The 26,252-nt window shown below is 62.6% G+C and carries 30 protein-coding genes; 14 read left to right on the top strand and 16 right to left on the bottom strand.

Going from position 1 to position 26,252, the window contains the following annotated elements:
* Positions 1-57: 57 nt before the first annotated feature.
* From ACVZUB_RS16720 to ACVZUB_RS16740, 5 genes are all read right to left on the bottom strand, one after another.
* Complete coding sequence (locus ACVZUB_RS16720) at positions 58-1,314, bottom strand: hypothetical protein (protein ID WP_312639182.1); 1,257 nt, start codon at positions 1,312-1,314, stop codon at positions 58-60.
* Positions 1,315-1,348: 34 nt separating this feature from the next.
* Positions 1,349-3,340 (bottom strand): glycosyltransferase family 39 protein, encoded by a 1,992-nt coding sequence (locus tag ACVZUB_RS16725; RefSeq protein ID WP_312639183.1) that lies wholly within the window; start codon positions 3,338-3,340, stop codon positions 1,349-1,351.
* A 93-nt stretch (positions 3,341-3,433) separates the two neighbouring features.
* Positions 3,434-3,946 carry a GNAT family N-acetyltransferase gene (locus tag ACVZUB_RS16730; RefSeq protein ID WP_047272184.1) on the bottom strand — a complete coding sequence of 171 codons (513 nt, stop codon included), beginning with the start codon at positions 3,944-3,946 and terminating at the stop codon, positions 3,434-3,436.
* A 123-nt stretch (positions 3,947-4,069) separates the two neighbouring features.
* Positions 4,070-5,395, bottom strand: coding sequence for an HNH endonuclease signature motif containing protein (locus ACVZUB_RS16735; RefSeq protein ID WP_482627547.1), 1,326 nt, complete (start codon positions 5,393-5,395; stop codon positions 4,070-4,072).
* 48 nt (positions 5,396-5,443) lie between these two features.
* Positions 5,444-6,337, bottom strand: a complete 894-nt coding sequence (locus tag ACVZUB_RS16740; protein WP_482627548.1) for a dihydrodipicolinate synthase family protein — start codon at positions 6,335-6,337, stop codon at positions 5,444-5,446.
* Between the two features lie 71 nt (positions 6,338-6,408).
* Here ACVZUB_RS16740 and ACVZUB_RS16745 point away from each other — a divergent pair, with 71 nt between their 5' ends.
* On the top strand, positions 6,409-7,317 hold the full coding sequence (locus ACVZUB_RS16745; RefSeq protein WP_063316122.1) for a LysR substrate-binding domain-containing protein: 909 nt from the start codon (positions 6,409-6,411) through the stop codon (positions 7,315-7,317).
* Positions 7,318-7,323: 6 nt separating this feature from the next.
* On the opposite strand, the gene nadC is transcribed toward ACVZUB_RS16745, so the two are convergent.
* From nadC to nadA, 3 genes are read right to left on the bottom strand one after another with little or no spacing between them, the layout of a single operon-like run.
* Positions 7,324-8,196, bottom strand: a complete 873-nt coding sequence (gene nadC, locus ACVZUB_RS16750) for a carboxylating nicotinate-nucleotide diphosphorylase (protein WP_003941805.1) — start codon at positions 8,194-8,196, stop codon at positions 7,324-7,326.
* Complete coding sequence (locus ACVZUB_RS16755) at positions 8,196-9,767, bottom strand: L-aspartate oxidase (protein ID WP_482627549.1); 1,572 nt, start codon at positions 9,765-9,767, stop codon at positions 8,196-8,198. The genes nadC and ACVZUB_RS16755 overlap by 1 nt, the downstream gene beginning before the upstream one ends.
* The gene (nadA, locus tag ACVZUB_RS16760; RefSeq protein ID WP_482627550.1) at positions 9,764-10,801 is read right to left on the bottom strand and encodes a quinolinate synthase NadA; all 1,038 of its coding nucleotides are present in this window, start codon (positions 10,799-10,801) and stop codon (positions 9,764-9,766) included. The genes ACVZUB_RS16755 and nadA overlap by 4 nt, the downstream gene beginning before the upstream one ends.
* A gap of 102 nt (positions 10,802-10,903) precedes the next feature.
* Here nadA and ACVZUB_RS16765 point away from each other — a divergent pair, with 102 nt between their 5' ends.
* Complete coding sequence (locus ACVZUB_RS16765) at positions 10,904-11,632, top strand: NUDIX hydrolase (RefSeq protein WP_007733069.1); 729 nt, start codon at positions 10,904-10,906, stop codon at positions 11,630-11,632.
* 14 nt (positions 11,633-11,646) lie between these two features.
* Here the strand turns inward: ACVZUB_RS16765 and ACVZUB_RS16770 are convergent, their stop codons facing one another.
* Both ACVZUB_RS16770 and ACVZUB_RS16775 read right to left on the bottom strand, forming a co-directional pair.
* Positions 11,647-11,979, bottom strand: a complete 333-nt coding sequence (locus ACVZUB_RS16770; protein ID WP_209447517.1) for a Rossmann-fold NAD(P)-binding domain-containing protein — start codon at positions 11,977-11,979, stop codon at positions 11,647-11,649.
* A gap of 109 nt (positions 11,980-12,088) precedes the next feature.
* On the bottom strand, positions 12,089-12,691 hold the full coding sequence (locus ACVZUB_RS16775) for a TetR/AcrR family transcriptional regulator (protein ID WP_209447518.1): 603 nt from the start codon (positions 12,689-12,691) through the stop codon (positions 12,089-12,091).
* An 83-nt stretch (positions 12,692-12,774) separates the two neighbouring features.
* Between ACVZUB_RS16775 and ACVZUB_RS16780 the strand changes: the two genes are divergently transcribed.
* Complete coding sequence (locus tag ACVZUB_RS16780) at positions 12,775-13,605, top strand: SDR family NAD(P)-dependent oxidoreductase (protein WP_482627551.1); 831 nt, start codon at positions 12,775-12,777, stop codon at positions 13,603-13,605.
* A gap of 11 nt (positions 13,606-13,616) precedes the next feature.
* On the opposite strand, the gene ACVZUB_RS16785 is transcribed toward ACVZUB_RS16780, so the two are convergent.
* Genes ACVZUB_RS16785 through bioB form a run of 3 tightly spaced genes read right to left on the bottom strand, consistent with a single transcriptional unit; the run spans position 13,617 to position 15,453 of the window.
* Positions 13,617-14,207, bottom strand: a complete 591-nt coding sequence (locus ACVZUB_RS16785) for a DUF2567 domain-containing protein (protein ID WP_058226961.1) — start codon at positions 14,205-14,207, stop codon at positions 13,617-13,619.
* An 11-nt stretch (positions 14,208-14,218) separates the two neighbouring features.
* Positions 14,219-14,443, bottom strand: a complete 225-nt coding sequence (gene bsaP, locus ACVZUB_RS16790; protein WP_003941741.1) for a biotin synthase auxiliary protein BsaP — start codon at positions 14,441-14,443, stop codon at positions 14,219-14,221.
* Positions 14,440-15,453 (bottom strand): biotin synthase BioB, encoded by a 1,014-nt coding sequence (gene bioB / locus ACVZUB_RS16795; protein ID WP_024487821.1) that lies wholly within the window; start codon positions 15,451-15,453, stop codon positions 14,440-14,442. Before bioB ends, bsaP begins: the two co-directional genes overlap by 4 nt.
* Before the next feature lie 164 nt (positions 15,454-15,617).
* Here bioB and ACVZUB_RS16800 point away from each other — a divergent pair, with 164 nt between their 5' ends.
* A complete protein-coding gene (locus ACVZUB_RS16800; protein WP_054782043.1) occupies positions 15,618-16,274 on the top strand; it encodes a TetR/AcrR family transcriptional regulator C-terminal domain-containing protein in 657 nt (218 codons plus the stop codon).
* Here ACVZUB_RS16800 and ACVZUB_RS16805 read toward each other — a convergent pair.
* Positions 16,260-16,580 carry an AzlD domain-containing protein gene (locus ACVZUB_RS16805; protein ID WP_007733089.1) on the bottom strand — a complete coding sequence of 107 codons (321 nt, stop codon included), beginning with the start codon at positions 16,578-16,580 and terminating at the stop codon, positions 16,260-16,262. The genes ACVZUB_RS16800 and ACVZUB_RS16805 overlap by 15 nt on opposite strands.
* Positions 16,577-17,290 carry an AzlC family ABC transporter permease gene (locus ACVZUB_RS16810; protein ID WP_064444274.1) on the bottom strand — a complete coding sequence of 238 codons (714 nt, stop codon included), beginning with the start codon at positions 17,288-17,290 and terminating at the stop codon, positions 16,577-16,579. Before ACVZUB_RS16810 ends, ACVZUB_RS16805 begins: the two co-directional genes overlap by 4 nt.
* Positions 17,291-17,354: 64 nt before the next feature.
* On the opposite strand from ACVZUB_RS16810, the gene ACVZUB_RS16815 reads away from it, so the two are divergent.
* From ACVZUB_RS16815 to ACVZUB_RS16825, 3 genes are all read left to right on the top strand, one after another.
* Positions 17,355-17,927, top strand: coding sequence for a helix-turn-helix domain-containing protein (locus ACVZUB_RS16815; protein WP_030537098.1), 573 nt, complete (start codon positions 17,355-17,357; stop codon positions 17,925-17,927).
* Positions 17,928-18,028: 101 nt separating this feature from the next.
* The gene (locus ACVZUB_RS16820) at positions 18,029-18,442 is read left to right on the top strand and encodes a VOC family protein (RefSeq protein WP_030537099.1); all 414 of its coding nucleotides are present in this window, start codon (positions 18,029-18,031) and stop codon (positions 18,440-18,442) included.
* A gap of 29 nt (positions 18,443-18,471) precedes the next feature.
* Positions 18,472-18,846 carry a VOC family protein gene (locus tag ACVZUB_RS16825; RefSeq protein WP_030537100.1) on the top strand — a complete coding sequence of 125 codons (375 nt, stop codon included), beginning with the start codon at positions 18,472-18,474 and terminating at the stop codon, positions 18,844-18,846.
* Between the two features lie 5 nt (positions 18,847-18,851).
* On the opposite strand, the gene ACVZUB_RS16830 is transcribed toward ACVZUB_RS16825, so the two are convergent.
* On the bottom strand, positions 18,852-19,016 hold the full coding sequence (locus ACVZUB_RS16830) for a hypothetical protein (protein WP_003941708.1): 165 nt from the start codon (positions 19,014-19,016) through the stop codon (positions 18,852-18,854).
* A 288-nt stretch (positions 19,017-19,304) separates the two neighbouring features.
* On the opposite strand from ACVZUB_RS16830, the gene ACVZUB_RS16835 reads away from it, so the two are divergent.
* From ACVZUB_RS16835 to ACVZUB_RS16865, 7 genes are all read left to right on the top strand, one after another.
* Positions 19,305-19,433: a hypothetical protein gene (locus tag ACVZUB_RS16835; protein ID WP_003941742.1), complete on the top strand. Its 129-nt coding sequence runs from the start codon at positions 19,305-19,307 to the stop codon at positions 19,431-19,433.
* Complete coding sequence (locus tag ACVZUB_RS16840) at positions 19,417-19,932, top strand: tail fiber domain-containing protein (protein ID WP_030537101.1); 516 nt, start codon at positions 19,417-19,419, stop codon at positions 19,930-19,932. Before ACVZUB_RS16835 ends, ACVZUB_RS16840 begins: the two co-directional genes overlap by 17 nt.
* Before the next feature lie 10 nt (positions 19,933-19,942).
* Positions 19,943-21,916, top strand: a complete 1,974-nt coding sequence (locus ACVZUB_RS16845; RefSeq protein WP_256082665.1) for a helix-turn-helix domain-containing protein — start codon at positions 19,943-19,945, stop codon at positions 21,914-21,916.
* A gap of 106 nt (positions 21,917-22,022) precedes the next feature.
* Entirely contained in the window at positions 22,023-23,315 is a 1,293-nt protein-coding gene (locus ACVZUB_RS16850; protein ID WP_050655329.1) for a hydroxymethylglutaryl-CoA reductase, degradative, read from the top strand.
* Between the two features lie 5 nt (positions 23,316-23,320).
* Positions 23,321-24,289, top strand: coding sequence for a hydroxymethylglutaryl-CoA lyase (locus ACVZUB_RS16855; RefSeq protein WP_082920636.1), 969 nt, complete (start codon positions 23,321-23,323; stop codon positions 24,287-24,289).
* Positions 24,290-24,364: 75 nt separating this feature from the next.
* Positions 24,365-24,856 (top strand): hypothetical protein, encoded by a 492-nt coding sequence (locus ACVZUB_RS16860; RefSeq protein ID WP_003941716.1) that lies wholly within the window; start codon positions 24,365-24,367, stop codon positions 24,854-24,856.
* On the top strand, positions 24,853-26,235 hold the full coding sequence (locus ACVZUB_RS16865; protein ID WP_003941745.1) for a tripartite tricarboxylate transporter permease: 1,383 nt from the start codon (positions 24,853-24,855) through the stop codon (positions 26,233-26,235). The genes ACVZUB_RS16860 and ACVZUB_RS16865 overlap by 4 nt, the downstream gene beginning before the upstream one ends.
* The last annotated feature ends 17 nt before the right edge of the window (positions 26,236-26,252 follow it).

A 26,252-nucleotide genomic window follows, 5' to 3' on the forward strand; every position in this document is an offset into this window, starting at 1 on the left:
TGAGCCTCCGACGTCTCTAGGTACGAACAATTCGCCACTATTGTGCCAGCACCACCGTCACCGAGCCGAAATCACCAAGCCTGGAGTGGTTGCAATGAACTCGAGCTGTTCGATCGTCAAGGGTGGCGCTGTAGTGGTGTCGGCCGATTTCACGAACTGGGTAATCACCACGGTTTCGCCGGAGGGCTGGACAACCCGGACCGTGTCATCGCCCGAGCCATCGGGATCGACCAGGCGAGTCACGGTCGTGGAGCCTGGCAACGTCAGTGTCTCACCCGGTTCCGGCACAGCGGTACCAACTGATATTTCGACATCGCTGCTGCCGTCCGCTGTCGAGGCGACGATCCGCTCGCACACTCCTCCCTGTCCGTAATCATCTGGAACCAACGAACCGAGCGGGCGCTCCAAAGTGACGCCTGCCGCGCCGAGATCCTTCCAACGTGCATCGAGCAACTGATTCAGTCGGTCGATATCCATGCGCGACGCAGGTGGACCGGCATTCACAGAATCGGTGTAGCAGGATGCCATCGGCGGCGGCGTCGAGTCTGGAACCGGCGCAGTCACCGCAAGCCCCGGCGCGGTCGCTAACGCGATCAGTTCGTCCATCGTCAAAAGCGGACCAGTATCCGTCGAAGTCTCCGTCGACGTGTCGACGCTGGCAACAACCCGGGATCCATCACCGAGATACGCGACGACACCGCGCTCGCCCCCGACTTCCGAACCGTCTTTGTCTTCGAAATCGGCTCTGTCCTCGAAATCTGAGATATCGAGCACTGTTCCGTTTTCGAGATGCTCCCGCCGATCCACCAGACCCTCCAAGCACGGCGGCACCGGCTGATCCCATGCACGCACCTGAACCGAGATATCCGCAGTCCGCCCGACGCGAGTCAAGGTTCCCTTCGCCGACGTAGAACCGCTGAACTCGATCGGGTCGACCCCGTCAGGAAACGAGGCACCCCGGTAATTCTGGATCGGCGCAAACTCGAGCGATTTCGATGGACTCGCAAATGCAACGTCGACATCGGAAGGCAGCGATTCGAGTAGTGCGTCGCTCATGGCGGTGGCCTTCGGTCCCGAGAACCATGGATAGTCCGGGTCGTCATAGCCGGGCTCACCGGCAAAACCGTAGTTGATACGCACCGGCGGACCCGGCGATGCCACCGAATCGCAGCCGGGAATCGACGTGCCCGTGTCTTCGTTCGTCACCGCCGCGACAACAGTTCCCAAGGCGACGATCGAGACGATCACCAGCCCGTCACGCCAGGTCCATTGCTCGCGGCGACGGTTCGACTCGTGTGCGGTGCGCCCAGACATTTCTCGATCATTGCCTACCACAACAACTACGTCGCTATCCGACATACCCGCTGAGGTCGTAGATCGTGGAATTCCCCACCGTTGTCGACGTGAAATTCGCTTCGACCCATTCCTGGATGACACTCGACGTGCTGTCCCCGCTTTGGCCCTCTCGCTGGCTTCCGCCCTGGCCACCGGCAATGTAGTAGTGAATTTTTCCGTCTGCCACGTACTGGATGAATTGATCCAATGTCGGTGCGGGATCGGAACTCCAACCGCCGATCGCCATCACCGCGGTATTGCTGGCCAACTCGTAGGTTGCTGCGCTTTGCGAGCCGTTGGTCGCGGCCGACCACGTGGTGCCCGCATTGACCAGCATTGCCGTCAACTCGGAAGTACTTTCGCTGCCGCTACTCAGTTCTTGCCCGTTCGACGCCGGATTTACAGTCGCGTCAGAAGAATTCGGCGGAGCGTCACCGTTTTGCAGCTCTGGGCCCCCACCCATACCTCCTCCCCCGCCCATTCCGGAGTCGGACACGGCGCCGGTTGGTCCGGCCGTCGGGATGGATCCGCCGTGCGCTGTTGCGGCAGTGGCAATCGCGTAAGACGCAGAACCGGTTATCCCTGCCAACGATCCAAGAATCAATCCAGCGACAGCGAGCTTGCGGAATCGATCCTTGGCTCCCACGAGAACCAGGATCGCGCCGACGACAGTGCCCGCCAACAGAATCCACTTCAGCATCGGCAGCCAGTCGGCATTGCGGTGCAACAACACCCAACTCCAGATTCCTGCGGCCAGCATCGTCGCAGCCAAGCCGCAACGTCCGATCCAACGGGCACGGACCAACCACAGAGCGTATCCACCGGTCCCGATCATCCCCGCGACGGCGGGCGCCAGCGCAACTGTGTAATAGGGGTGGATCGTGCCGGACATGTAGCTGAAGATCAGGCCGATAACGAGAAACCAGCCACCCCAAAGGATCAACGACGCACGGACAAGATCTGTGCGCGGTGCGCGTCCCCGAGCGAGCAGTCCGAACACCACTGCGATCAGTGCCGCAGGTATCAGCCAGGAAATCTGGATACCCATCTCGCTGCCGAACAGCCGTTCGAGTCCGGCACTTCCCCCGAAGCTCGAACCTGCACTGCCACCGGCCATTCCGCCACCGCCACCGGTGCTCCCGAAAAGTCGACCCAATCCGTTGTATCCCAGTACCAAGTCCATGACGCTGTTGTTGGTCGATCCGCCGATGTACGGGCGAGAATCGGCGGGCCACAGCCACACTGCCAACACCCACCACCCAGCCGATATGACAACGGACGCAGCACCGATCACCAGGTGGACCAGGCGAGTCCGCAAGCGCACCTGTCCGGCGATCAAAAACGCGGCACCAAATGCAGGCAACACCATCAGCCCTTGCAGCATCTTGGTGAGAAAGGCAAACCCCAGCGCTACTCCTGCGAGCGCCACCCACATCGCGGCTCGACGACCGATCGCCGTGCCCATAGCCCGAATCACGAAGTAGCCGGCAAGAGTCATGAGCAGAACCAACAGTGCATCAGGATTGTCGAACTTGAACATCAGGGCGGCAGCGGGCGTAGCTGCCAAAACAGCTCCCGCCACCAAACCCGCAGCGGGCGACGCCACTCGTTTGACGGCCGCGTATACGAGCGCTACTGATCCGACGCCCATCAATGCCTGCGGAACTAGAAGACTGGCACTCGAGAATCCGAAGATTCGTCCGGACACACCCATGACCCACAATGAAGCGGGCGGTTTGTCGACAGTGATGAAATTCGAGGTATCGAGGGAACCGAAGAACCACGCTTTCCAATTCTGGGAGCCGGCCTGCGCCGCTGCAGCGTAGAAGGTGTTGGCGTAGCCACTCGCGGTCAGATTCCACAAATACAGGACTGCCGTTGCTGCCAACAGGATCGTCAGCGCCAATCCTGTACTGCGCGTGCGGAACCACGACGGCGAGGGCTCCGCGCGGTGGGCAGTTGGTGCCGGCCGCTGACGCGGGGCCGGATGCAGAACGGCGGTCATCAGGAAGTCCCTTCACGAGTTACTGTCCTGCCAACGATCGCGTCTCCAACCCTGGCGGCACTGGGAGCCGGCTGGAAAGTTGCTGTGAATGGCTCAGGTCAGGGAGCGCTCGAACAGCACGACGCTGAACCAACCGGTGTCGGCATCGTCTCCGAAGTCACGACGCCCTACCTCGGTAAAACCGGCGTCCAAGTAGTAGCGGCGCAACCGCACGTTGGTTTCTACACAATCGAGCCGCAGGTACTGCGCGTTCTCGTCCGCGGACCGTCGATGGGCCCAGACGAGTAAGCGTTCGCCCATCGAGGTTCCCGAGAATTCTCGATCGATAACCAATCCGTGCACGTAGCCGGCAGGCTCGTTCGAATCGGGCCAGACCACAGGGTCCGACCAGATCAACCGCAGGGCACCGACAATCCTCGACTGCTCCCGGTCTCGCGCAACAAAGAACTCCCCTCTCGAAATCTGCTGCTCGACCTGCTCGACAGACACTTCACGCGGGCGCCACTGGATGATTCCGCGTTCTGCCAACCAGTCTTCTGCCGCGTGCCGCAGCGCCAGAATCTCCGGCCCATCGGTCTCGACCGCTTGCACAACGTCCACAACCATATGACCTCCCCCATATCTGCAGCCGTTCACAACAACACGGCCTCCAGGCCCCAACCCGGGTGTATCTCCGAGTTGAAGCCTATCGGCGTGAAGTTGTGCGCCTGAACGGGTGTCACCACTCAGTCAGGTTTTGAATGTGGTGTTGGCCGGTCGCGGGTGCTGGCCGGGGTCGATCGAGAGCGGCGGGATGAACCACGGTTTGTTGTCGACCCCGATCCGGATCACCCACTTCCCGACGAACTCTGATTTGCGGTGCATCAACCGATGATGTGAACGGCACAGCAGGACCAGGTTGTTCATCACCGTCGGCCCGCCGTTCGCCCAGTGCCGGATATGGTGCGCATCCGTCCAGGCGGGCACGCATGTGCAGCCCGGGAACGCGCAGCCCTTGTCCCGGGCGATCAACGCCACTCGCTGTTCGGCGGTGACCAATCGTTTTCCTGGTTGCGCATCCAAGGGCGCGCCGTGATCGTCGAGCAGAACGGTCGACAGGAAACAATCACACCCGAGAAGCCTGGTCTGCGATACGGACAGTGGTCCGAGCCAGGGCATGTGCCCGACATCGAGATCCGACAAGTCCAGATCGGGTGAGCCTTCGTCGTCCACATCAGAAGGCGACGCGGCGCAATCCCGATGCTCCGCCAAATCACGAGCATTGATGTGCACATTCACATGCGGACGCTGACCACCATCGGTACCGGTTTTCGCGCAATCGAGATAACGCCGGATCAGTTCCGTGAACCCATCCGCAGTCCGCTTCGCCGCCGACCGAGAATCCGGGGTTCCATCGAGTGCCGGGGTCGGCATCGTCAGATTCGACAACGCCGACAACAACATTTCCCCGGTGAGAGCATCGAAATCACCACGCACCACCACCCGACCATTCAAGGTCGACGCGATCCGCAACTCATTGAGATCGACATCCTCGGCGGGCGGGATCTCATCCGATTCGAACAACCGCTCCAACGTCGCGATCACGTCCCGCACCTTCGTCGTCGTCGCCTCCACACCCGACGCAGCAGCCAACAACAAATCGATACAGCGAGGGAGCGCCTCCTCCGACATCCCCTTCGGCGGTGACTCACAGAACGCCACGATCAACACAGCATGATCGAACGAGCAATCCCCGCCATCGAACCGAGCAGCCACCGCCGGAAACGGCCGCAAAGCCGCACCCAACGCGGCGATCTTCTTCCCGTCCCGAACCTGCAGCATCGTGTTCGCCGCCAACCACGCACCCACTCCGCGGCTGGCAATCACCTGATCATCCGGGCGCAACGACAACTCGTCCACCACCGCCACTCGAACGGCTTCCAGGCGCAGAATCTCCGCACTCGCCTCGACAGCAGCAGCAGCAGCAGCACGCAACTCAGAAGCAGACAACTGCCACAACCGTCCACGTAACCCCACCGCAGAACCAGACACCACATCCGACAACAAGACACTCATTGAATCCCCCGATCCCCTCCCCAAAGGATACTCGAACACCCGTTCGAGTCAAGAGTGGTAGACCTCGAGCGCCCGCGCTACCGATTCGTCACCCGCAGGTAGCAACGGCAGTCGCACATGGGGAGACGGAATCTGTCCCAACGCATGCAATACGCCCTTGATCACAGTCGGGTTCGGTTCGGAAAACAGAGCTCCGGACAGCTTCGACAAACTCCGCCCGAGGTCACGGGCGCCGTCCACATCGCCACTGTCCCAAGCTTTTACCAAGCGGACGAACTCAGCGGTCGACAGATGAGCGGACGCCAAGATGCCACCGGCCGCACCCAAGGCCAGAAGAGGCGCGAGAAACAGATCATCCCCCGCCAGTACGGCGAAGTCGCCCGGAAGATCCGCGAAGAGTTCGACGGCAGCTGCGTCGATACCGCCCGCGGCATACTTCACACCAACAACCCCGGGCAAAGTACCCACCTCCTGCAAAGTGCCGCTGTCCAGATCGCACGCAGTCCGGTACGGCACGTGATAGACGATCAGCGGCACTGGGCTGGACGACTGCAGATGCGCGAAATGCGCCACCACACCGGCTTTCGACGGCCTCGTGAAGGAGGGAACCGGCACCAACGCCGCCGAGACCTCAGGCCACCGAGCCAGCCTCCCGAGCGCCTGCGCACTGGCCGCCGTGTCGTTACTGCCCGCGCCGACGATCAACGTCGCACCTCTCGCACGGCACACATTCGCACAGATATCCAGAACGGTCACTCTCTCCTGTTCGGTGAGTGTTGCGGCTTCCGCTGTAGTCCCCAGCGCAACGAGTCCGACCGCACCCTCGGAGAGGACCTGGTGCGCAAGCTGTTCGAGTGCATCGGTTGCAATACGACCGTCGCTCTCGAAGGGCGTGATCAGTGGAACATGGATTCCGGCCAGGTCAACTCGAGTCGTAGTCATAGAACTCAGCCTCACCGAACAAACCTTGTAGGTCTAGTTCGCATTTCCATCGTCGAGCGTAAGCTGAGCTGATGCTCGATGTTCGCCGACTGAAGCTCTTGCGCGAACTAGCGCTGCGCGGAACCATCGTTGCCGTTGCCGAGGCGCTGTCGTTCAGTCCCTCCGCGGTGTCGCAGCAGTTGGCCGTCCTCGAACGTGAAGCCGGCGTGCCGCTGCTGGAACGAACAGGCCGTCGCGTCCGACTCACACCCGCCGGTGAGAACCTCGCACGTCATGCCGAAGCCATCCTGCAACGCCTGGAGCAGGCGTCAGGTGAATTGGTCGACGCACGTCGTGGACTGGCGGGGCCGCTGCGCCTCGGAACGTTCCCGACCGCGGCACGGGCGATCCTCCCGGCGGCATTGATCGCCCTGTCTCGCGAGCATCCCGGGTTGGAACCGATGGTTTCGGAGATCGACCCGGCGGACGTCGCCGACGACCTACGAGCTGGGACTCTGGACTTGGCGTTGATTCACGACTACGACTTCGTCCCTCGCCCCACCGAACCGGGCCTGACGACATTGCCGCTGTGCAGCGAAGCCGTGTACCTCGCATCGAGTGACATCGAGTCAGATCCCCACGACGCTGTCGCATCGCTGACCGACTGCGTAGAACGTCCCTGGATTACCGCAATTCCCGGAACTGCTTGTCATGCAATGACTATTCGCGCATGCCAGGCAGCTGGATTCACCCCGAAAGTGCGACACCACATCGACGAATTCGCCACCGTTCTCGCCCTCGTCGCTGCGGGACAGGGTGTTTCGCTGGTTCCTGAACTCGGAGCAATCCATCCGCCGCTAGGTGTGCGCCTGACGCCGATGCCCATTCGACGAAGGACCAAGATTGCACACCGAGCGGGCTCCGACGCTCACCCGGCGGTCGCAACCGTGACAAACGCGCTTCGCTCGGCCGTCCCGCAACTGCTGGACGCCGAGCAATAGCGACACCTACATGTCGAGCCCGAGGTCGAGGACCGTCACCGAGTGCGTCAAGGCACCGACAGCGAGGTAGTCGACGCCGGTTCGGGCGTACTCTGCGGCAACGTCGATGGTGAGACCACCGGATGACTCGAGTTTGGTTTCTGGAGCAACAGCGTCTCGGCGCTGGACCGCGATCTGCGTCTGCCACAGCGGGAAGTTGTCCAGCAGAACAAGTTCCACGTTCTCCGCCAGCACCTGATCGAGCTGAGTGAGGTTGTCGACCTCAACTTCGCACTCGATGTCCGGGGCGAGCTCACGGACCGCACGAAGTGCTGCGACCACCGAACCGGCAGCAGCAACATGGTTGTCCTTGATCAACGCCGCGTCGCCCAATCCCATACGGTGGTTGACGCCTCCGCCCACGTGGACTGCATATTTCTGCAGAGAACGCAGTCCGGGCAGCGTCTTTCGGCTGTCCCGCACTTTGGCATGAGTGCCGGCAATGGCGTCGACCCACTGTGATGTCGCCGTGGCGATTCCCGAGAGATGGCAGACGAGGTTGAGCATCGTGCGCTCTGCCGTGAGAAGTCCGCGGGTGGGCGCGACAACGGTGAGCACCGATTGACCTGGCGCAACCCGAGTTCCGTCGGCCACCCGATCAACGACCTCGTAGTTACCCGCGCCGATCACCTCGTCGAGAACAAGCAGTCCGACGTCGATGCCGGCGACAGTACCCGAGGAGCGTGAGACGACCGACGCCTTCGCGACCGCATCGGCGGGAACCGTTGCGGTAGAAGTGATGTCGGGTCCATAGCGCAGATCCTCGTCCAGAGCGAGCCTGACCAATGTGAGCAGCTCGTCACGGTCGAGCGGCGCGGGCAGGATCTTCTGCTCGGTCATCAATGAACTCCTGTCAACAACATGTCGGGTATTTCGAGCGCTCCATCGGCACCCATCTTGATCCGAGTGCTGCGACGCTGATTCGGATCTGTTTCAGGATAGTCGGTGCGGGCATGGCAGCCACGGCTCTCGGTTCGCGCCACGGCCACGTCGACCAATGCAGTCGCGGTCAACGTGAGCGCCGCGTCTTCGAGGTCCGGAGCAGCCACCGCCACTGTCTGTTCGGCGTCGGCAAGCGCGGCTCGCGCAATCTGGAGACCGCCTCCGTCGCGAACCACTGACGCGTGTGCCGTCATGACGGACTGCACGGTCTCTCGCGGCAGGATCGGCATCGGCTTGCGCACCACGTTGACCACTTCGGCATGAACCTCGCGACGCTCGGCAGCTGCGATTCCTGCACGCTCCCCGACTACCAAACCCTCGAGAAGGCTGTTGGACGCAAGACGATTCGCGCCGTGCAATCCCGTGCGAGCCACTTCGCCTGCTGCGTAGAGACCAGGCACTCCCGTTCGTCCATGGACGTCGGTGGCGACTCCGCCGCACGAATAGTGCGCGGCCGGAGCGACCGGAATTAATTGGGTGCGTGGATCGATGCCCGCTTCGAGGCAGGACGCCGTGATGGTCGGGAATCTCGAATCGAAACCGTCGAGCTTGCGAGCGTCGAGATAGACGTGATCAGTGCCGAGATCGCGTAGGCGTGCTGCGATTGCCCTCGAGACCACGTCACGCGGGGCGAGATCACCCAGCGGATGAACACCTGCGGTGACCGAATCACCGTTGGTGTCGACAAGAATCGCGCCCTCGCCGCGGACCGCCTCACTGATCAGGGGTCGGCGGCCTACCCCGCCCGGAGTGAAGAGCACCGTCGGATGGAACTGAACGAACTCCAGGTCCGCAATCGCCGCACCGGCTTCGAGTGCCAACGCGATTCCGTCGGCAGTCGCTCCGGGCGGATTTGTGCTGCAGGCATACAGCTGACCGAGTCCGCCGGTAGCGAGCAGCACCGCGGGCGCATGGATCACTCCGAGGCCTTCCGGCGAGGAGACGATGAGTCCGCACACCCCACGCCGGTTGGTCACCACCTGGACTGCCGCTGCACCGAACAGAACGGGGAGCCCGGCAGCATTGAGAGCCCGCTGCACTTCCGCGCCAGTGGCGTCGCCGCCGGCATGGATGATCCGACGCGTGCTGTGCCCACCCTCGCGGGTGCGCGACACCTCGCCGTCTCGCCCGCGATCGAAGACCGCTCCCAACGCGGCCAGCGCAGCAACAGCGTCGTGACCAGCTTCGACGATGGAATAGACGGCTTCCTCGTCGCACAAACCGACGCCGGCCTCACACGTATCCGAAACGTGCGACTCGACGGAATCGGTATTCAGATCGTCGACGACCGCGATGCCGCCCTGCGCGTACTGAGTCGCGGTGTCCGTCGGACCGCCCTTGCTGACCGTGAGTACTTTCAATCCCCGCAGAGAAGCGGTGCGCGCAGCGGTGAGGCCCGCGACACCGCCTCCCACGACGACCAGGTCGGCATGAGCCTCCCAGGCGAAACGCCCGGCAGGGCTGGTCACTCGCCGCCGCCCGGATTACCGATCTCGATCATGCGCTGCACCGACTTCTGTGCACGCTTGGCCATCTCGAGATCGACGTGGACCTCGTCCTTGCCCTCGAGAAGGCAGCGAAGCAACGCGGCAGGCGTGATCATCTTCATGTACGGGCACGACGCGCGGTCGTTGACGGCCTGGAAATCGACGTCGGGCGCTGCCTTGCGCAACTGGTGCAGCATCCCGATCTCGGTCGCGACCAGAACCTGCTTGCTCTTGGTGACGCGGGCAGCGTCGAGCATTCCGCCGGTGGAGAGAATCTTGACCTTGTCCGCGGGGACCGCGCCTTCACCTGCTAGGTACAGAGCCGAAGTAGCGCAACCACATTCAGGGTGCACGAACAGCTCGGCGTCCGGGTGCGACTTGGACTTGGCCGTCAGCTCGTCACCGTTGATGCCGGCGTGCACGTGGCACTCGCCAGCCCAGATCTGCATGTTGGTACGGCCCGTCACGCGCTTGACGTGAGCTCCCAGGAACTGGTCCGGCAGGAACAGAACCTCGCGGTCGGGATCGATCGAGTTGACCACGTCGACCGCATTGGACGAGGTGCAGCAGATGTCGGTGAGACCCTTCACCTCTGCGGTTGTGTTCACGTACGACACCACCAGGGCGTTCGGGTTGTCGGCCTTCCACTCACGAAGCTGCTCGGCATTGATCGAGTCGGCCAGAGAGCAGCCGGCTCGCTCGTCCGGGATCAGCACAGTCTTGGACGGCGACAGGATCTTCGCGGTCTCGGCCATGAAGTGCACACCGCAGAAGACAATCGTGCCCTCGGGCGCCTCGGCAGCGATTCGCGACAGCGCCAGGGAGTCACCGACATGATCGGCGACGTCCTGAATCGCAGGCAGCTGGTAGTTGTGCGCAAGAATCGTCGCGCCGCGTTCGCGAGCCAGACGTTTGATCTCAGCGGCCCACTCGGGGGTCGCTTCGACTCCGTTGTATCCGCCGGGGCCGTCGTGAATCTGCGAGGCCGATCCCTCCCATAACGTCGTGGTCGTCATGGCGTTCTCCTTCACCGTGAACCCGGGCTCGTCACCCAGTTCAAATCCGGACGGGCTGGCCCGGATTTCCGTATTCGAGGTTTTCGACTTAGGATCGAAAACGTGCCCAATAGTAACACCACCCACGAAGTGCTTGCAGCGGTGTTCCAAGTTCGCACCTTCCCCGCAAGCATCGCCGCAGGTGACGGCGATCACTGCCCGCAAGGTCGTGAAGAGTTGGCCGTGCTGCTGTGGCAGCGTGCACTCAACCCACAGAAGGGCACGTGGTCCCTGCCCGGGGGCACTCTGCGCGACGACGAGGACCTGACGACCTCCGCTCGACGACTCCTCGCCGAGAAGGTCGACCTACGAAAGGTCGCCCACCTCGAACAGCTCTCCGTCTTCAGTGATCCACAGCGCGTGCCGGGTCCGCGCCGCATCGCGTCGACCTTCCTCGGACTCGTTCCCCTCAGCGCCGACCCACAACTGCCACCGGACACGGCCTGGCACCCCGTTTCGAAGTTGCCGGAGATGTCGTTCGACCACGGAACCGTCGTACGGCACGCGCGCAATCGACTTGCCGCGAAACTCTCGTACACCAACATCGCATTCGGGCTGGCCCCGGAAGAGTTCGCGATGTCGACACTGCGCGAAATCTACTGCGCTGCCCTCGGTTACCAGGTCGATGCCACCAATTTGCAACGCGTGCTGGGGCGTCGAGGCGTTCTGACTCCCACCGGCAACACCGCACCGTCCGGCAAGTCGGGTGGACGTCCACCCGCCCTGTACCGTTTCACCGACTCCACCTTGCGGGTCACCGACGAATTCGCCGCACTACGGCCGCCAAGCTGACACCGATCGCACTGTCAGGCAACAGCTTCGAGACTTCCGCGCTGCAACCACACCGAGGTCACGGCGCCGGCCGGATCGATGACCCGATTGATTACACCGAACCGAGTCGTCACCCGATCGAGAATCCGATCGGCCTGCCAACGATCCGTCGGATCGGCGACAATCGCAAAGAAGCGATGGGCAGGTTTTCCCGCCATGACGCGAACCAATTCGGTGACCGTCCGCGCCGTGACTGCCACGCTCCAACCAGCGTCGAGAAACTCGGCGGCCGTGCGCGCACCGTGCTCGAATCCGATGTCCGTGACAAGTACAACTCCCCTGTTGGCGGCGCTCTCTGAAACACTCATTGCCGAACCTCCACTCGGAATCAATCTTCTTGACTCCTATGTAAGTCCGCAATCTTGTGCTTCCCTTGTGCTGGTTCTGTGAGAACTCTGGGGAATTGCGCGCCCCACCTCAGACAGCCCTGGAAAGGCCCGCCCAGAAGACCGTCGAGGCCGCGTTCACCACCTCGCCCACCGGCACGTCGCCCAACATTCCGCCCGCAGCAAGCGTCGCGACGCCGTGGAACGTCGCAAAGGCAACCAGCGCAATACTTTCCGGATCACCGGCGGCAATGTCACCTGCGGCCTGAGCTTCCGAAACGAGCCGGACGGTCAGGTCCATCGTCGCGTGCCCCGCGTTGACGACAGTTTCGGCGGCGCCCGGCGCATGCTTGTTGCTGTACATCAGAGAGAGCAGGCCCGGATGCTCCAGCGCAAAATCCACGTAGGCATTGGCGAGCGAGGAGAACCGGGCCCTCGCGGTCGGTGGAGCATCCGCGACTGCCCGCTCGAGCGCACCGGTCATCCGATGGAATCCACTTTCGGCCAATGCATCGAGCAAAGCCCGGCGATCACGAAAGTGCTTGCCCGGAGCCGCGTGGCTCACGCCCGCCTCACGCGCGAGTTGCCTCAGCGACAACTTGTCGACGCCATCTCGTTCGAGTGTTGCTTCGGCCGACGCCAGGAGTTCCTGTCGCAGGCTGCCGTGATGATACGGCTGTTCGTGGGCGGGCATGGTGGCACCATATCAAAATGTTGTCATTGACAACTATGGTGTCAGTGCCTACATTTGGGATCACCCGAACCGAAGGAGCCACCATGGCCATCGACGTAGCCGGAACCACCGTCCTCATCACCGGAGCCAGCGCTGGGCTCGGAGTGGAATTCGCTCATCGCTTTGCCGCTCGCGGCGCAAACCTGGTTCTGGTCGCCAGGCGGGCCGACCGCCTCGAGGCACTCGCCACCGAACTCCGTGGCGCCCACGGCATCATCGTGACAGTCCTGCCCGCCGACCTGGCCGCACCCGGCGTCGGTGCATCGCTGCACCAGGAGCTGACAAACCGTGGCATCACCGTCGACTCGCTGATCAACAACGCCGGATTCGGAACACACGGGGCATTCGTGGACGAAGATCTCGAGCGCGTCACGTCCGAGATTCAGCTCAACATCGCCACGCTGGTCGAGCTGACACACACATTCCTGCCCGACCTTCTCACCGGCCGCGGAGCACTGGTCAACGTCGCCAGCACAGCGTCGTTCCAGCCGACACCGGGCATGGCCGTCTACGGCGCGTCCAAGGCGTTCGTACTCAACTTCACCGAAGCACTCTGGGCCGAAGCTCGCGGCAGCGGATTGACTGTATTGGCGGTGTGCCCCGGTCCGACGCGCACCGAGTTCTTCGACGTAGTCGGCTCCGAAGACGCGGCGGTCGGGCGAATGCAGACGGCAACTCAGATGGTGGACACCGCTTTCCGCGCACTGGATCGACGCTACGCGCCGCCGACCGTCGTATCGGGACTGCCGAACTGGGTGTCCTCGATCAGCACTCGCTTCGCAACCCGCCGGTTGGGCGCGCTGATTTCCGGGCGACTGTTGGGTGACGTGCGAATGAAAGCCGAAACCAAGCGCTCGTCGACCTCTGCGGCGTAGCGACGCAACAGTTACGGAAGTTTCGGCTGGCTTTCGACTTCGGCCTGTTCGGTGTCGGTGGCCGGATCCCCAGATTCCGGATCCCCGGATTCCGGGTGGTCCCCCACCCCGAGGTCGTCGTACGGATTGAGCACTGCAAGAACCAATGTCACGACGCACGCCGCGAGCGGCTGAAACAGAAGCACGAGCAAAGTTCCGACGTTCGGGGCCCGCGCGATGATCTCCCCGACCGCCGGATTGTCGGCCGTGGGGAAACGCAGTTTTGTCACGCCCGAACCCACGAGTGCCATCAGTCCGGTACCTGCCACTGAACCGACTATCAACCCGCCCAGGGCATAAGGACCTCGACTCAGGCGTGCCAACCAGGCCGCCACCGCCGACAGCACACCGACGATCAGTGCCAGCCAGATGAACACGGCGCTCGCGTCGAACTGATGAAGGCTCTCACCCGTCAACGCGACGCCGCGCCCCTCGGACACCACCAACAGGTGCTCGGCCGGAGCCAAGAACGCCCACAGCACACCGACGAGCACGCTCACGCCCGCAATGGTTGCGGCGATCACGATCGCGGTGCGCAGACGAGTCTGCCGAAGAGAGATCACACAGAGTGACGCTACCTGCGGGCGACGTCGATCGAGTCGACGACACCGTGTCGGGAGCATTTCGCCCACCATCCGTCAGGGCTGACCTGAACGATCATGCGGCGCCCGCACTGCTCGCAGAAGCGAGGAGGCTCGAGCCCCATCGACGCCGCAGTCGGCGTCGGATCGTCGACGCCGTCGACGATCCGACGCCCGGTGAACGGGTTGTACCGCTCCTCGGTCACCGGAGTGCTCACAGAGTGTCGTTCAGTGCTTTGATCGGCATCTGCAGATCCACCAACAAATCCAGATCCTTCTCGGCGGGACGTCCGAGGGTCGTCAGATAGTTGCCGACGATCACGGCGTTGATTCCGCCGAGGATGCCCTGCTTGGCACCCAGGTCGCCGAGAGTGATCTCGCGTCCACCTGCGAAGCGCAGGATCGTGCGAGGCAGCGCGAGACGGAAAGCGGCCACGGACTTGAGCGCCTCACTGGCGGGCAGCACGTCCAGATCACCGAACGGCGTACCCGGACGCGGGTTGAGGAAGTTGAGCGGGACCTCGTCCGGCTCCAGTTCAGCCAGGTTGGCCGCGAATTCTGCGCGCTGCTCCAGCGATTCGCCCATGCCGAGGATTCCGCCGCAGCACACTTCCATGCCTGCTTCACGAACCATCCGAAGCGTGTTCCACCGCTCTTCCCACGAGTGCGTGGTCACGACGTTCGGGAAATGCGACTTCGAAGTTTCCAAGTTGTGGTTGTACCGGTGCACACCCATGGCGGCCAGTTGGTCGACCTGCTCCTGGGTGAGCATGCCGAGCGAGCAGGCGATCTGGATGTCGACCTCGTTGCGGATCGCCTCGATGCCTGCGGCAACCTGAGCGAGCAACCGGGCGTCGGGTCCGCGGACGGCGGCCACGATGCAGAACTCAGTAGCGCCCGACTTCGCAGTCTGCTTGGCAGCTTCCACCAAGCTCGGGATGTCCAACCACGCCGCGCGAACCGGCGACTGGAAGAGTCCGGACTGCGAGCAGAAATGGCAGTCCTCAGGGCAGCCGCCCGTCTTCAGGCTGATGATGCCCTCGACCTCGACCTCCGGTCCACACCACTTCATACGCACATCGTGGGCGAGAGCCAGCAGGTCTTCGAGCCTGTCGTCGTCGAGTCGGAGTACGTCGAGCACCTGGCTTTCGGTCAGGCCAACTCCTCTTTCGAGAACTTGCTCGCGCGCCTGGTCGAGGATGTCGACCGTCGCAGGGGCCGTGCTAATCGGGGGCGGGGTCACAGACGTCTCCTTCGAAACCAGCAAAATTGAACACCGTACAAGTTGAACGGTGTTCACGTTAGAGACGTGGTGGAATACTGTCAAAGGCGGGTCCGATCGACATTCGATCGAAAGCGCTCCACAGCGGGACGAAACGAGGGGAGCAACAAGTGCAGTTGCGACGCGGCGACGTGCTGGACGGCGCCATGGCGATACTCGACGAGTTCGGACTTGCCGACCTCACGATGCGCAGGCTCGCAACGTCACTGGGTGTCCAACCCGGCGCTCTCTACTGGCACTTCCCGAACAAACAGACCTTGCTGGGCGCGGTCGTCGACAAGATCCTCGAAGACCTCGACACCCCCGTCGACGCAGACACGTGGCAAGAAGCGTATTCCGAACTGGCACAAAGACTTCGGTCTGCCCTACTGGCGCACCGCGACGGCGCCGAGTTGGTCAGCGCCACCTTCGCCTCGCGGATGACAAGCAGCAAGGTGCGCGAGCATTTCGTACAAGCCGGGCAAGAATCCGGGCTATCACGCGAGCATGCCCAACTCGCGGCGTACGCCCTGCTGTATTACGTACTCGGCCATACCGTGGACGAGCAGTCCCGAGCGCAGATGGAAGAAATGGGGGCACTTACCCGAGCACCCATTTCCCCCGACTCCCCCGAGGTGATCGGCGGCGGTTCCGACGAGGACCTCCTCGACGGCGATCCGACAGTGCGCTTCCAGTTCGGCCTGGACCTGTTCATCGACGGCATTCGCACTCGCCTGAATTCGATCCCCGATTCAACGCCCATCGAATCGGCTCTACGACACTCCTGACAGTCGGAGTACTGCAGTAGTGCCGGCCGCGACAATCACCACGACCACCAACGGCGCCTTGAACCAGGCGCAGATGCCTCCGGCCACCACGCCGAGCATCCGCGCCGGCCCCGCAACGTCATGCCCGGTGAAGACCGTCGATGTCACAACCACTGCGAGCAGCAGCACCACGACAGCACGATCGAGGGTTTTCTCGGCGAAGCCGGAGAGCTTCACCCGAGCGCGGAGCAGAACGCCACTTGCCCGCAAAGCGTAAGAACCGCAAGCGAACACGACGATACCGATCCAGACCGACGCGGTATTCATCGAACCTTCTCCCGGAACGGTATCGTCACCGCGATACTCAGCAGCGCTACGAGCGGCGCGGTACCGGGCGGCAGGAACGGCGACGTGGCCACCGCGACTGCTGCACCGATCAGGGCGGCAAGCAGCGTCACCTTCTCCTTCAGCGCAGGAAAGACAAGGGCCAGAATGACAACCGGAAACGCGGCATCCAATCCCAACGCGCCGGGGTCTCGGACGACGCTGCCGAGCAGCCCGCCCAGGAGAGCTCCGATCGGCCACGACACCGCGATCCCGATTCCACAGAACCAAAAAGCCGCACGCTTGCGCTCCACCGATTCCTGCGCCATGGCGACCGCGACGCTTTCGTCGTTGACCAGGTGCGCGCCGACCAACTTGCGCCAGCCCGAGCCCCTGCGCCAGCCTGAATCTTTGTAGCGATCCCTGCCGAGGAATGATCCTGCCGACATCCCATAGGCGAAGTTACGGGAGTTGATCAACAAGCCCGCCACAACAGCAGCGGTGGCACTGCCTCCGGCTGCGATGATTCCGATGAACAAGAACTCCGAAGACGCTCCCAGAACGAGTACAGCCAACGCCAAAAGCTGCCACAACGAGAATCCAGCCGATCCTGCCGTCACACCGTAGGACACACCGACGATGGCCACGGAGAGACAGATCAGCACGCTCACCCGAACCGTGTCTCGATCAACTGTTCGCCATAAAGAACGCATGTATTCTATGTTGAACGAAGTGACACCGTTCGTCAAGTAGAACGATCGATCGGAGAATCGAACGATGCCCAGTAATGAAACGGATACAGCGGAGACTCCTCAGAAACTGGTCGCCGTCGCACTCAAACGCGAACGTGCCCGAGCAGGCTTGAGCCTTTCGGAGGTCGCCAGGCGCGCCGATATCGCCAAGTCCACACTCTCCCAACTCGAATCCGGACTCGGAAATCCGAGCCTCGAAACTCTGTGGGCACTCGGAAACGCATTGGGCGTGCCGTTCTCACAACTCGTCGACTCTCAGGCACAGACCGTTCAGTTGATTCGAGCCGGAGAAGGTCCCGCGATTGCGTCGGCAAACGCGTCGTACATCGCGACACTCTTGGCGCCGAGCCCACCGAACGCACGACGCGATCTGTATCGGATAGTCGCCGAACCGGGCGAGCCGCGTATTTCGACTCCGCATGCACGCGGCACCACCGAACACGTCGTGATCGGCACCGGACGGGCGGAGGTCGGGCCCACTGCAAATCCGATCGAACTCGGACCGGGCGATTATCTTGCTTATCCCGGCGACGAGGAGCACATCTTTCGGGCGCTCGAGCCCGGGACGACAGCGATCTTGGTGTCGGAACACACCTGAGCCGCGATGAGTTTCGCCGCTGCGGGAAGTCTGTATCTGGGAGGTGATGTGGCCAGAGCCTCGATTGCCGAAGACAGTAACGACCGACAGCAGGAGGACCCATGTCCGGATCCAGCATCAGCAGCATTTTGCTCTCGAGCACCGACCCCGAACGCTTGCGCGACTGGTACGCCGAGGCGTTCGCCCCGAAGGTCGACCGGACTCCCGGCGAACCCGGCTACGACGTGCTCGACTTCAACGGTTTCTACGTGATGCTCGACAGACGCGACGACGTCGGCGAGACCAACCCCCAGCCGGGTCGCATGTTCCTCAACGTCGAAACCGACGACGCCCGGTCGATCGCACAGCGCATCGATGCGCTCGGCGGAAAATGGCACGCTCCACTCGAAGACCGCGGGGGCAGTTTGTTCGCCACTGCGATCGACCCCGACGGAAACTACGTTCAGATCATCGAGTTCAGCGAGGAAGCCAGGGCCGAGATGGAATCCGGAATGACGGATTCCCAAACCACCTAGTCCGGCAACCGCTGGGAACGGAGATAGTCATGCTTACAGACACGAAAGCATTCAGCGGATTTTCGGTGACAGACATCGACTCTGCAAAGAAGTTCTACGGCGAAACACTCGGGTTGAAGGTAACCGACGGAGACATGGGACTGATTCGCCTACATCTTGCCGGCGGAACCGAGATCCTCGTTTATCCGAAGCCGAATCACGAAGCGGCGACCTACACGATTCTCAACTTCGTCGTCGACGACATCGACACAACCGTCGACCAACTGACCGCACGTGGCGTGGAGTTTCTCAAATACGACGGATTCCCCCAGGATGCGCGAGGCATCATGCGTGGCAACGGCCCCGACATCGCCTGGTTCACCGATCCCGCCGGCAATGTTCTGTCGGTGATCAAGGAGTCCTGACGCGCTTAACCGCTGAACAGCTGCGACTGCCGCTGTTCAGCGGTGTCGGTGTTGGAGCGTTCTGCTGCCGCAGTTTCACGCTCGGCAGCCAGTTGCTCGGCGCTTTTTGCGTCGACAACGGGCTCCGACGCGCTGAGGTCGGAAAACAAGCCACTGCTCGATTCGTTCACATGCCACCCTTTTGCCTGGTCATCGTTGCCGCGCGCAGATAAACCTGCGTTAGAGATCGGTCGATGGCTACTCAATTACTGCCGCCCGTACGGCGCCGACAAGACGCCGATGACTCAGCAGTTCTTCACCCAGTGTTGCACGCCTGTGTTTTCCACGAGAAATTCGGTCCAGACGGGTTGTCATCGCCCGCACGGCGGAGCAATGTGAAAGATGAGCGCGGAGCAGGTCGGCAGCACTTTCGTCGGACACCTGGCCCCTCAATTCACCGCACAATTTTTGGAGGAATCATGTTGGGAATTGCTTTGGGCCTCGGCAGCGCCGCTGTCGGAATCGGCCTCGGACTGCTCGGCGCAGGAGCGGGAATTCTGCTGAGCGACAAGACCGTCAAAACCGCACGACGTGAACTCACCGCCTGACGAGGGCGAGCGCACTGAATTTTTGGGCACTCGGGTCGGTATTCGGGTGAACGCCGCGATGCGACACCCCGCGCAGTGGGTGTTCGCACGGGCCGCGCATCGACGTGGCGTGCATACCGGCGTAGATGTTCCGACGAGCGCGCAGGACGTGCTCGACCGGTTGACGGCACTCCGAATAAGTACGTGGAGTTACGGATTCGACCACAAGTCGGTCCGTCACCTGGGTCCGATGGCGCAAGACTTTGCGGCGATTTTCGGCTTGGGATCCAACGCCCGCCGGATCTCCGCCGTCGACGCGAACGGCGTCTGCATGGCGAGCATTCAAGCGTTGAACCGCAAAATCAGTGCCCTCGAGACAGAAGTCAGCGCGCTCGAGAAGGACGTGAACAGACTGAGACGGGAAACGGGAGACACGAGCACGACTCGGAATGCATTGGAAACAAACAACAATCACATATCCACACCGCTCGACGAATTCGGTGGATCCACCGGTCTGTAGTTTGTTCGGTGTGACCGCCCCTTATTCAGACTCCGACTCAGCGCCCAACGTGATTGCCGCGCTGTTCGACGTGACGTCCGATTCAGTCGGCGACGAACATGTCGAACAGGTACTTGCCGAATTCGGCTTTGGCGCAACCGAGGTCGCGGAGACCGCGGCCCTCATCCGGGCCAGTCGGTCGGAATTTCGGCGACTTCGCCGTCGCGAGAACGAATTGGCGGTTCTCTATTCGAGTGCACGTGAGCTCGCGCAGGTTCGCGACGTGGACACACTGCTGCAGAGGCTGGTCAACCGCGCACACGACATCATGGGCACCGACGTCACGTACCTGTCCGAGTTCGACGTGATCACTCGTGACCTGAATGTTCGAAAGACGGCCGGCGCGGTCTCGCCGGAACTCCAGCATCTGCAAGTTCCTGCCGGCGCGGGACTGGTCAGCGCGATTGCCGAATCTCGAGCAGCCCAATGGGTTCAGAACTACAGCGACTACACGCAGTCGCGCCATGACGAAGTGGTCGATGCCGCGATCGTCGCCGAGGGTCTGGTGGCGATTCTCGGCGTGCCGATGCTCTCCGACGGCCAGATCCTCGGAGTCCTGTTTGCCGCCGACCGCCGGGAACGACGATTTACCGCAGATCAGATCGCCCTGCTCTCTGCGCTGGCTGATCACGCCTCGGTAGTCCTGCAAACCGCGCGGGCGCTGGACCGCGCCGAGGAATCCGCCGCCGAGACCGGGCGAGCACTCGACGAGCTGCGCGAGCACGTGTCCGCGCGGGACAAATCGAACATCGTCCACCAGGATCTGATCCACGCCGTTCTCCGCGGCGGTGGCTACGCCCAGGTTGCACGAACCCTCAGCAGCGCACTCGAACGCAGCACCGTCGTCGTCGACAATGAGCTACGCCCTCTCGTGAAATCCTCTGGCGAGCAGATCACGACGGTGCCGTTGTCGCTACCTCGCGCCGTGTCCGATGCCATCGACCAGAGTCGCCGCAGTGGCCGATGCACGTTTGTCGCCGATAACAGCGAGACCGTGATCCAACTCGTCAGCGCCGTCACCGCCGGAGAATCGTTCCTCGGGGCCATCTTGCTGAATCGTTCGGACGCGCAGATCGGCCCCGTCGAACTCCGGACCGTGGAACGGGCAGCTCAGGTCACTGCCATCCTCGTGTTGCAACACTCGGCGGCGGCAGCAGCGGACCGGCGTGCACGTGACGAACTGGTCGCCGACTTGCTGAGCACTGCCCCCGAGCGCAGGCGCGATCTCGAACGTAGGACCCGAAACCTCGGCATCTCACTCGGCGAACTGGACACCGTCCTCGTGGTGTCGGTCGCTCCGGAACTCCGCACCGCCGCGCTCCGCGCAATCGGGCAGTCTCTGCCGGTAGCGGGGTTGGCGGCGCAGCATGCCGGATTGATCGCGGTGGTCTCGCGCTCGGGAAACCCGGCAGCCGCGGCGACGGTCATTCACCGTCAGATCACCGGTTCGGTAGGACCGCACGCAGTAGTCATTGCGCCGGCGACGGCGGAACGCCCCGAAGAGCTCCCGGCGCGCTTCACCTCGGCGCTGCGCACGGCCCGCCTACTCACGGCATTGGGCAAGACCGACGGCGCGGTCACGACGGCGTCATATCTGCCGTACACCGTTCTGTTCGGCGAAAATCCGGAATCACTTCATCAGTTCATCGACGAAGTAATCGGCCCGGTACTCGCGTACGACCGCGACAAGGACACCGATCTCACCGCGACCCTTCGTGCCCTGGTACGCAACGACGGGAGCCCGACCAAGGCTGCCCGCGCACTCAACTATCACCCCAACACCGTCGTTCAGCGTCTCGACCGCATCCGTACGCTCCTCGGTCAATCGTGGCGGGAAGACGAGAACTTTTTCCGGGTGTCCATGGCGACGAGGCTCGACGAACTTCGGGACGTGGGAACCGAAGAGGCCGGAAGCGGCATCACCGACAGCGCCGATGGTGCATGACACTACAATTTCGACCGATCGATGTGTCGTGAGCACGTGGCCTGGCAAGCATCGACCTCCCTACTGTGAAGCGGAGCACAGAACCACTTCAGGAGGACGACCCCCCGTGTCATCAACCAGCAGCCGATCAACCAACAGCCGCATCGCCGATTTCCGGTCCTACGACGTCGCCGCACGGCGCGCCGAGATCGTTCGCCAGACCGACCTGACCGAAGCAGACATCGCGGTCTACGACGCTGCCGACGGCCTCACCATCGATCAGGCCGATCGCATGGTCGAGAACGTCCTCGGCGTCATCGGCATCCCGGTCGGTGTGGCCACCAACTTCACGATCAACGGCACGGACTACCTGATCCCCCTCGCCACCGAGGAGCCGTCGGTAGTCGCAGCCGCGAGTAACGCTGCTCGCATCGCACGCGGACTCGGGGGCTTTCACGTCTCGAGCACGCAGCCGATCATGCAAGCCCAGATTCAACTCGTCGACGTCGTGGATCCGGCAGCTGCCCGCATCCGACTCCTCGAGGCACGTGAAGAAATCATTGCACTCGCCAACGAGCAGGACCCGAAGCTGGTCAGCGTCGGGGGTGGCGTGAAGGACATTTCGGTTCGCATCGTGTCCTCGGACAAGGCCGCCTACGTCGTCCTCCACCTTCATGTCGACGTACGAGATGCCATGGGCGCCAACGCAGTCAACACGATGGCAGAGGCAATCGCGGATCGAGTAGCCGAGATCGGCGGCGGGCACGTCGTTCTTCGCATTCTCACCAACAAGGCAGATCTGCGGCTGACGCGCGTTCGTGCCGTGTTCGACGCCGAATTGATCGGCGGTGCAGAGGTAGTGGACAACCTGATCCATGCCGCACGCTTGGCGGAGCTGGATCCCTACCGCGCCGCGACACACAACAAGGGCATCATGAACGGCATCAGCGCCGTGGTGTTGGCAACCGGAAACGACACGCGCGCAGTCGAAGCCGGGTGCCATTCCCATGCAGTCAACGCCGACGGGATCTACTCGTCGCTCTCGCATTTCGAGAAGAATGCCGACGGCAACATCGTCGGCACCCTCGAGCTACCCATGCCGGTCGGCCTCGTCGGCGGCGCCACCAAGGTGCACCCGGTAGCGCAGGCCGCAATCAAGATGCTCGGCGTCGAGAGCGCCGAAGAACTCGCCGGCATCATTCTGGCAGTCGGCCTGGCGCAGAACCTGGCTGCTGTCCGCGTTCTGGCCAGTGAGGGTGTCCAGCGCGGACACATGGGGCTGCACGCCCGCAACATCGCTGCCACCGCCGGAGCGCAGAAGAGCGAGATCGACGCCGTGGTTGCACGCCTGATCGCGGACAAGAGCATTCGCGTCGAGCATGCCGAGAAGGTTCTCGCCGAGATCCGCGGCGGAAACTGACGACAATGACCGAAACAGTTGCAGGATCACCGGTGCGGAAGCCGGCGCCTCATCGAGTGCCGGCGCCGGGGCTGCCGACCTCGGTCCGGATCTACGAAGTCGGGCCACGCGACGGACTTCAAGCGGAAACAGCGGTGATCCCGACCGAGACGAAAGCCCAGTTCATCGAACGCCTGGTCGCGGCCGGCTCCCGCACTGTCGAATTGACGAGTTTCGTCTCACCTCGATGGATCCCGCAACTTGCGGACGCGGAAGAATTGATGGGTCGGCTGCACCTGCCGGACTCGGTACGTACGGTCGTTCTTGTCCCGAACCGCAAGGGTCTCGAGCGGGCCGTCGCCGCCGGAGCAAGCGAGGTTGCAGTATTCGTCAGCGCCACAAAGGAATTCGCGAAACGCAACCTCAATTCCACGGTGGACGGCGCGATCGCCGCGGCTGCCGAGGTCACTACGGCCGCCCGAGCCCTGGGACTTCCCGTCCGCGGCTACATCTCCATGTGCTTCGGCGACCCCTGGGAAGGCTCCGTGCCCGTCGAGCGTGTCGCCGACATCGCAAAGACCCTGATCGACAGCGGTGTCACGTCACTCTCACTCGGCGACACCATCGGCGTCGGCACACCTGGCCATGTGCTCGCTTTGCTCGGCGCCCTCCGAGAACGTGGCATCCCCACATCGCAGATCGCCATGCACTTTCACGACACCTACGGCCAGGCGCTGTCGAACGTCTATGCGTCGTTGACCGCTGGGGTATCCGAATTCGACAGTTCCGCAGGTGGTCTCGGACGGTGCCCATATGCCAAGGGCGCGACCGGAAATCTCGCGACCGAGGATCTGGTGTGGATGCTCCACGGCCTCGGGATCGACACCGGCATCGACCTGGATTCGCTCACCGATACAAGCATCTGGATGGCCGAACAGATCGGGCACTCGAGCCCGTCCCGAGTTGTCACCGCCCTCCGCGCAGCACGCACCTGACACCCGCAACGCAAGCCCTCATCTCGCAAGCCCCTCCCTGTACGACCCCGCCATGCATGACACTGGAGAAGACTGATGTCACCACCGCAGCCGGCAACGACGCCGACCACCACAACCGAGCCGACCGAGCAGCAGACATACCTCGAGGTCTGGGGTGACACCGTCAACGGTCGACACCTCGCGATCTCCGTTGCAGTCGGCAGTGTCGTCGGCGCCTCGGCCCTTCTCGCGGCCCAGGCACTGTTCGAACGGGTCGTCAGCGAACCGTCGTTGGCCCAGGCGTACAGCCTGCTGGTCGGCATCGCGGCCTGCCTGCTCGCCGGCGTGGTCTGCGGAATCTTCATCAAGCCGAAGCGGATAGTCGCCTTGGCCGCCGCCGACGCGGAGTCGATCGACGGTGTCATCACGACGATGAGTGAACAGCGCCAGGGTCTGGGCACTCTCGCCGACATTCCGGAGCAGAGCCGACAGGAACTTCGCGAGCTGGGTCTGTACGACCACTTCGCCGCTGCCGAGGCCGAGCACGCACGGGTCTCGAACACACCGAAGGACGGTGGGCGCGCATGAGTTCGGTTCTGACCAACGAAATTCTGATTGCCGTTCTCTTCGGCATCATCGGTGCGGTCGCGTTCACGTTCATCGGATTGATCTCCGGCACGGACGAGACCGCCACGATCGCACCGCTGACTCTGCTCGTGATTCTGCTCGGCGCTCCCCCGGCGGCGGTCTTCACGTTCTTCCTCTCCGGTGCGATCGCCAAACACATGACGCACGCGGTGCCGACGATGCTGCTGGGCATTCCCGGCGACACGATGGCGATTCCACTCTTGCCGGAAGCGCAGATGATGCGCTCACTCGGCATCCCGCACATCGCACTCCGCAAGGCGATCTCGGGAGCAGTGATCTCGGCGTTCGTCGCTGTGCCGGTTGCCGTTTTGTTCGCGACCATCCTCGCGCCGTTCGCGGACACCGTTCAGTCGATAGCACCGTGGCTGTTCCTGGTCGCCGCCATCGGCATCGCCTACGCCTCACCAGGCCGCTGGGCCGGGGTTGTCGCCCTCGTTCCCTTCGTCATCTTGATCCTCGGCGCCCGCGCGTTGACGTCGAATTACGATGTGTCGCTGAACATCAGCTACTTCCTTGCGATCGCAGTCGGGCCGCTGATCGCGGACCTCGCATTGACCTTGGGCCCGTCGAGCCGTAAGGACATGGAACGCAGTGAACCCAAAACCGTTGCATTGGCCCCGGACATCAAAGGATGGAAGGGATACTTCCCCAATCCTCTGAAGGTCCTCGATCGCAAGCAGATCGGTTACACCGCCGCCGCTTCCACGGTGTCGAGCGCAACCTTCGTCTTCAGCCCGGTCGCCATGACTGTTCTGATGGGTGAGCTGGTAGGTGCGCGGATCAAGAACGGCTATCACCGACTGACCACAATGGTCTCGGCGAAGAACGGTACGACGGAATCCACCTACATCGCGGAAACCCTCATCCCACTCGTCGCTTTCGGCCTTCCGCTCAGCCCGCTCGCGGCAGGCCCCGCAGCCCCTCTGTTCAACGCTCCACCGGTGTTCGAGACCAATCAGGAAACCGGAGTGATCAACAATCTCTCCACGTACCTGACGCAGTGGGAGTTCCTGCTCTACGGACTGCTCGCAGTGGTCACGGCGACGGTCATCGCATACCCGTTTGCCATGAACTACGCGTACCGCGCTGCGTCAGCGGTGGTCAAGCACATCAGTCACGAAGCTGTGATCGCGGTGTTCACGGGACTGGTCGTGGTCATCAGCATCTGGGAGGGCGGCATCCTCGGGCTTCTGATCACCGTGACGGTCGGCCTGGTCGGTGGTCTTCTCGGGCGCCTGTTCAAGATTCACGGCGGAGTTCTTTTCATGGGTTACTACGTAGCGCTGTTCAGTGTTCCTGCCCTGATCAATCTGTTCTGAATCGGTCGACTCCACCA

It is taken from the genome of Rhodococcus sp. OS5 (genome assembly GCF_056837585.1).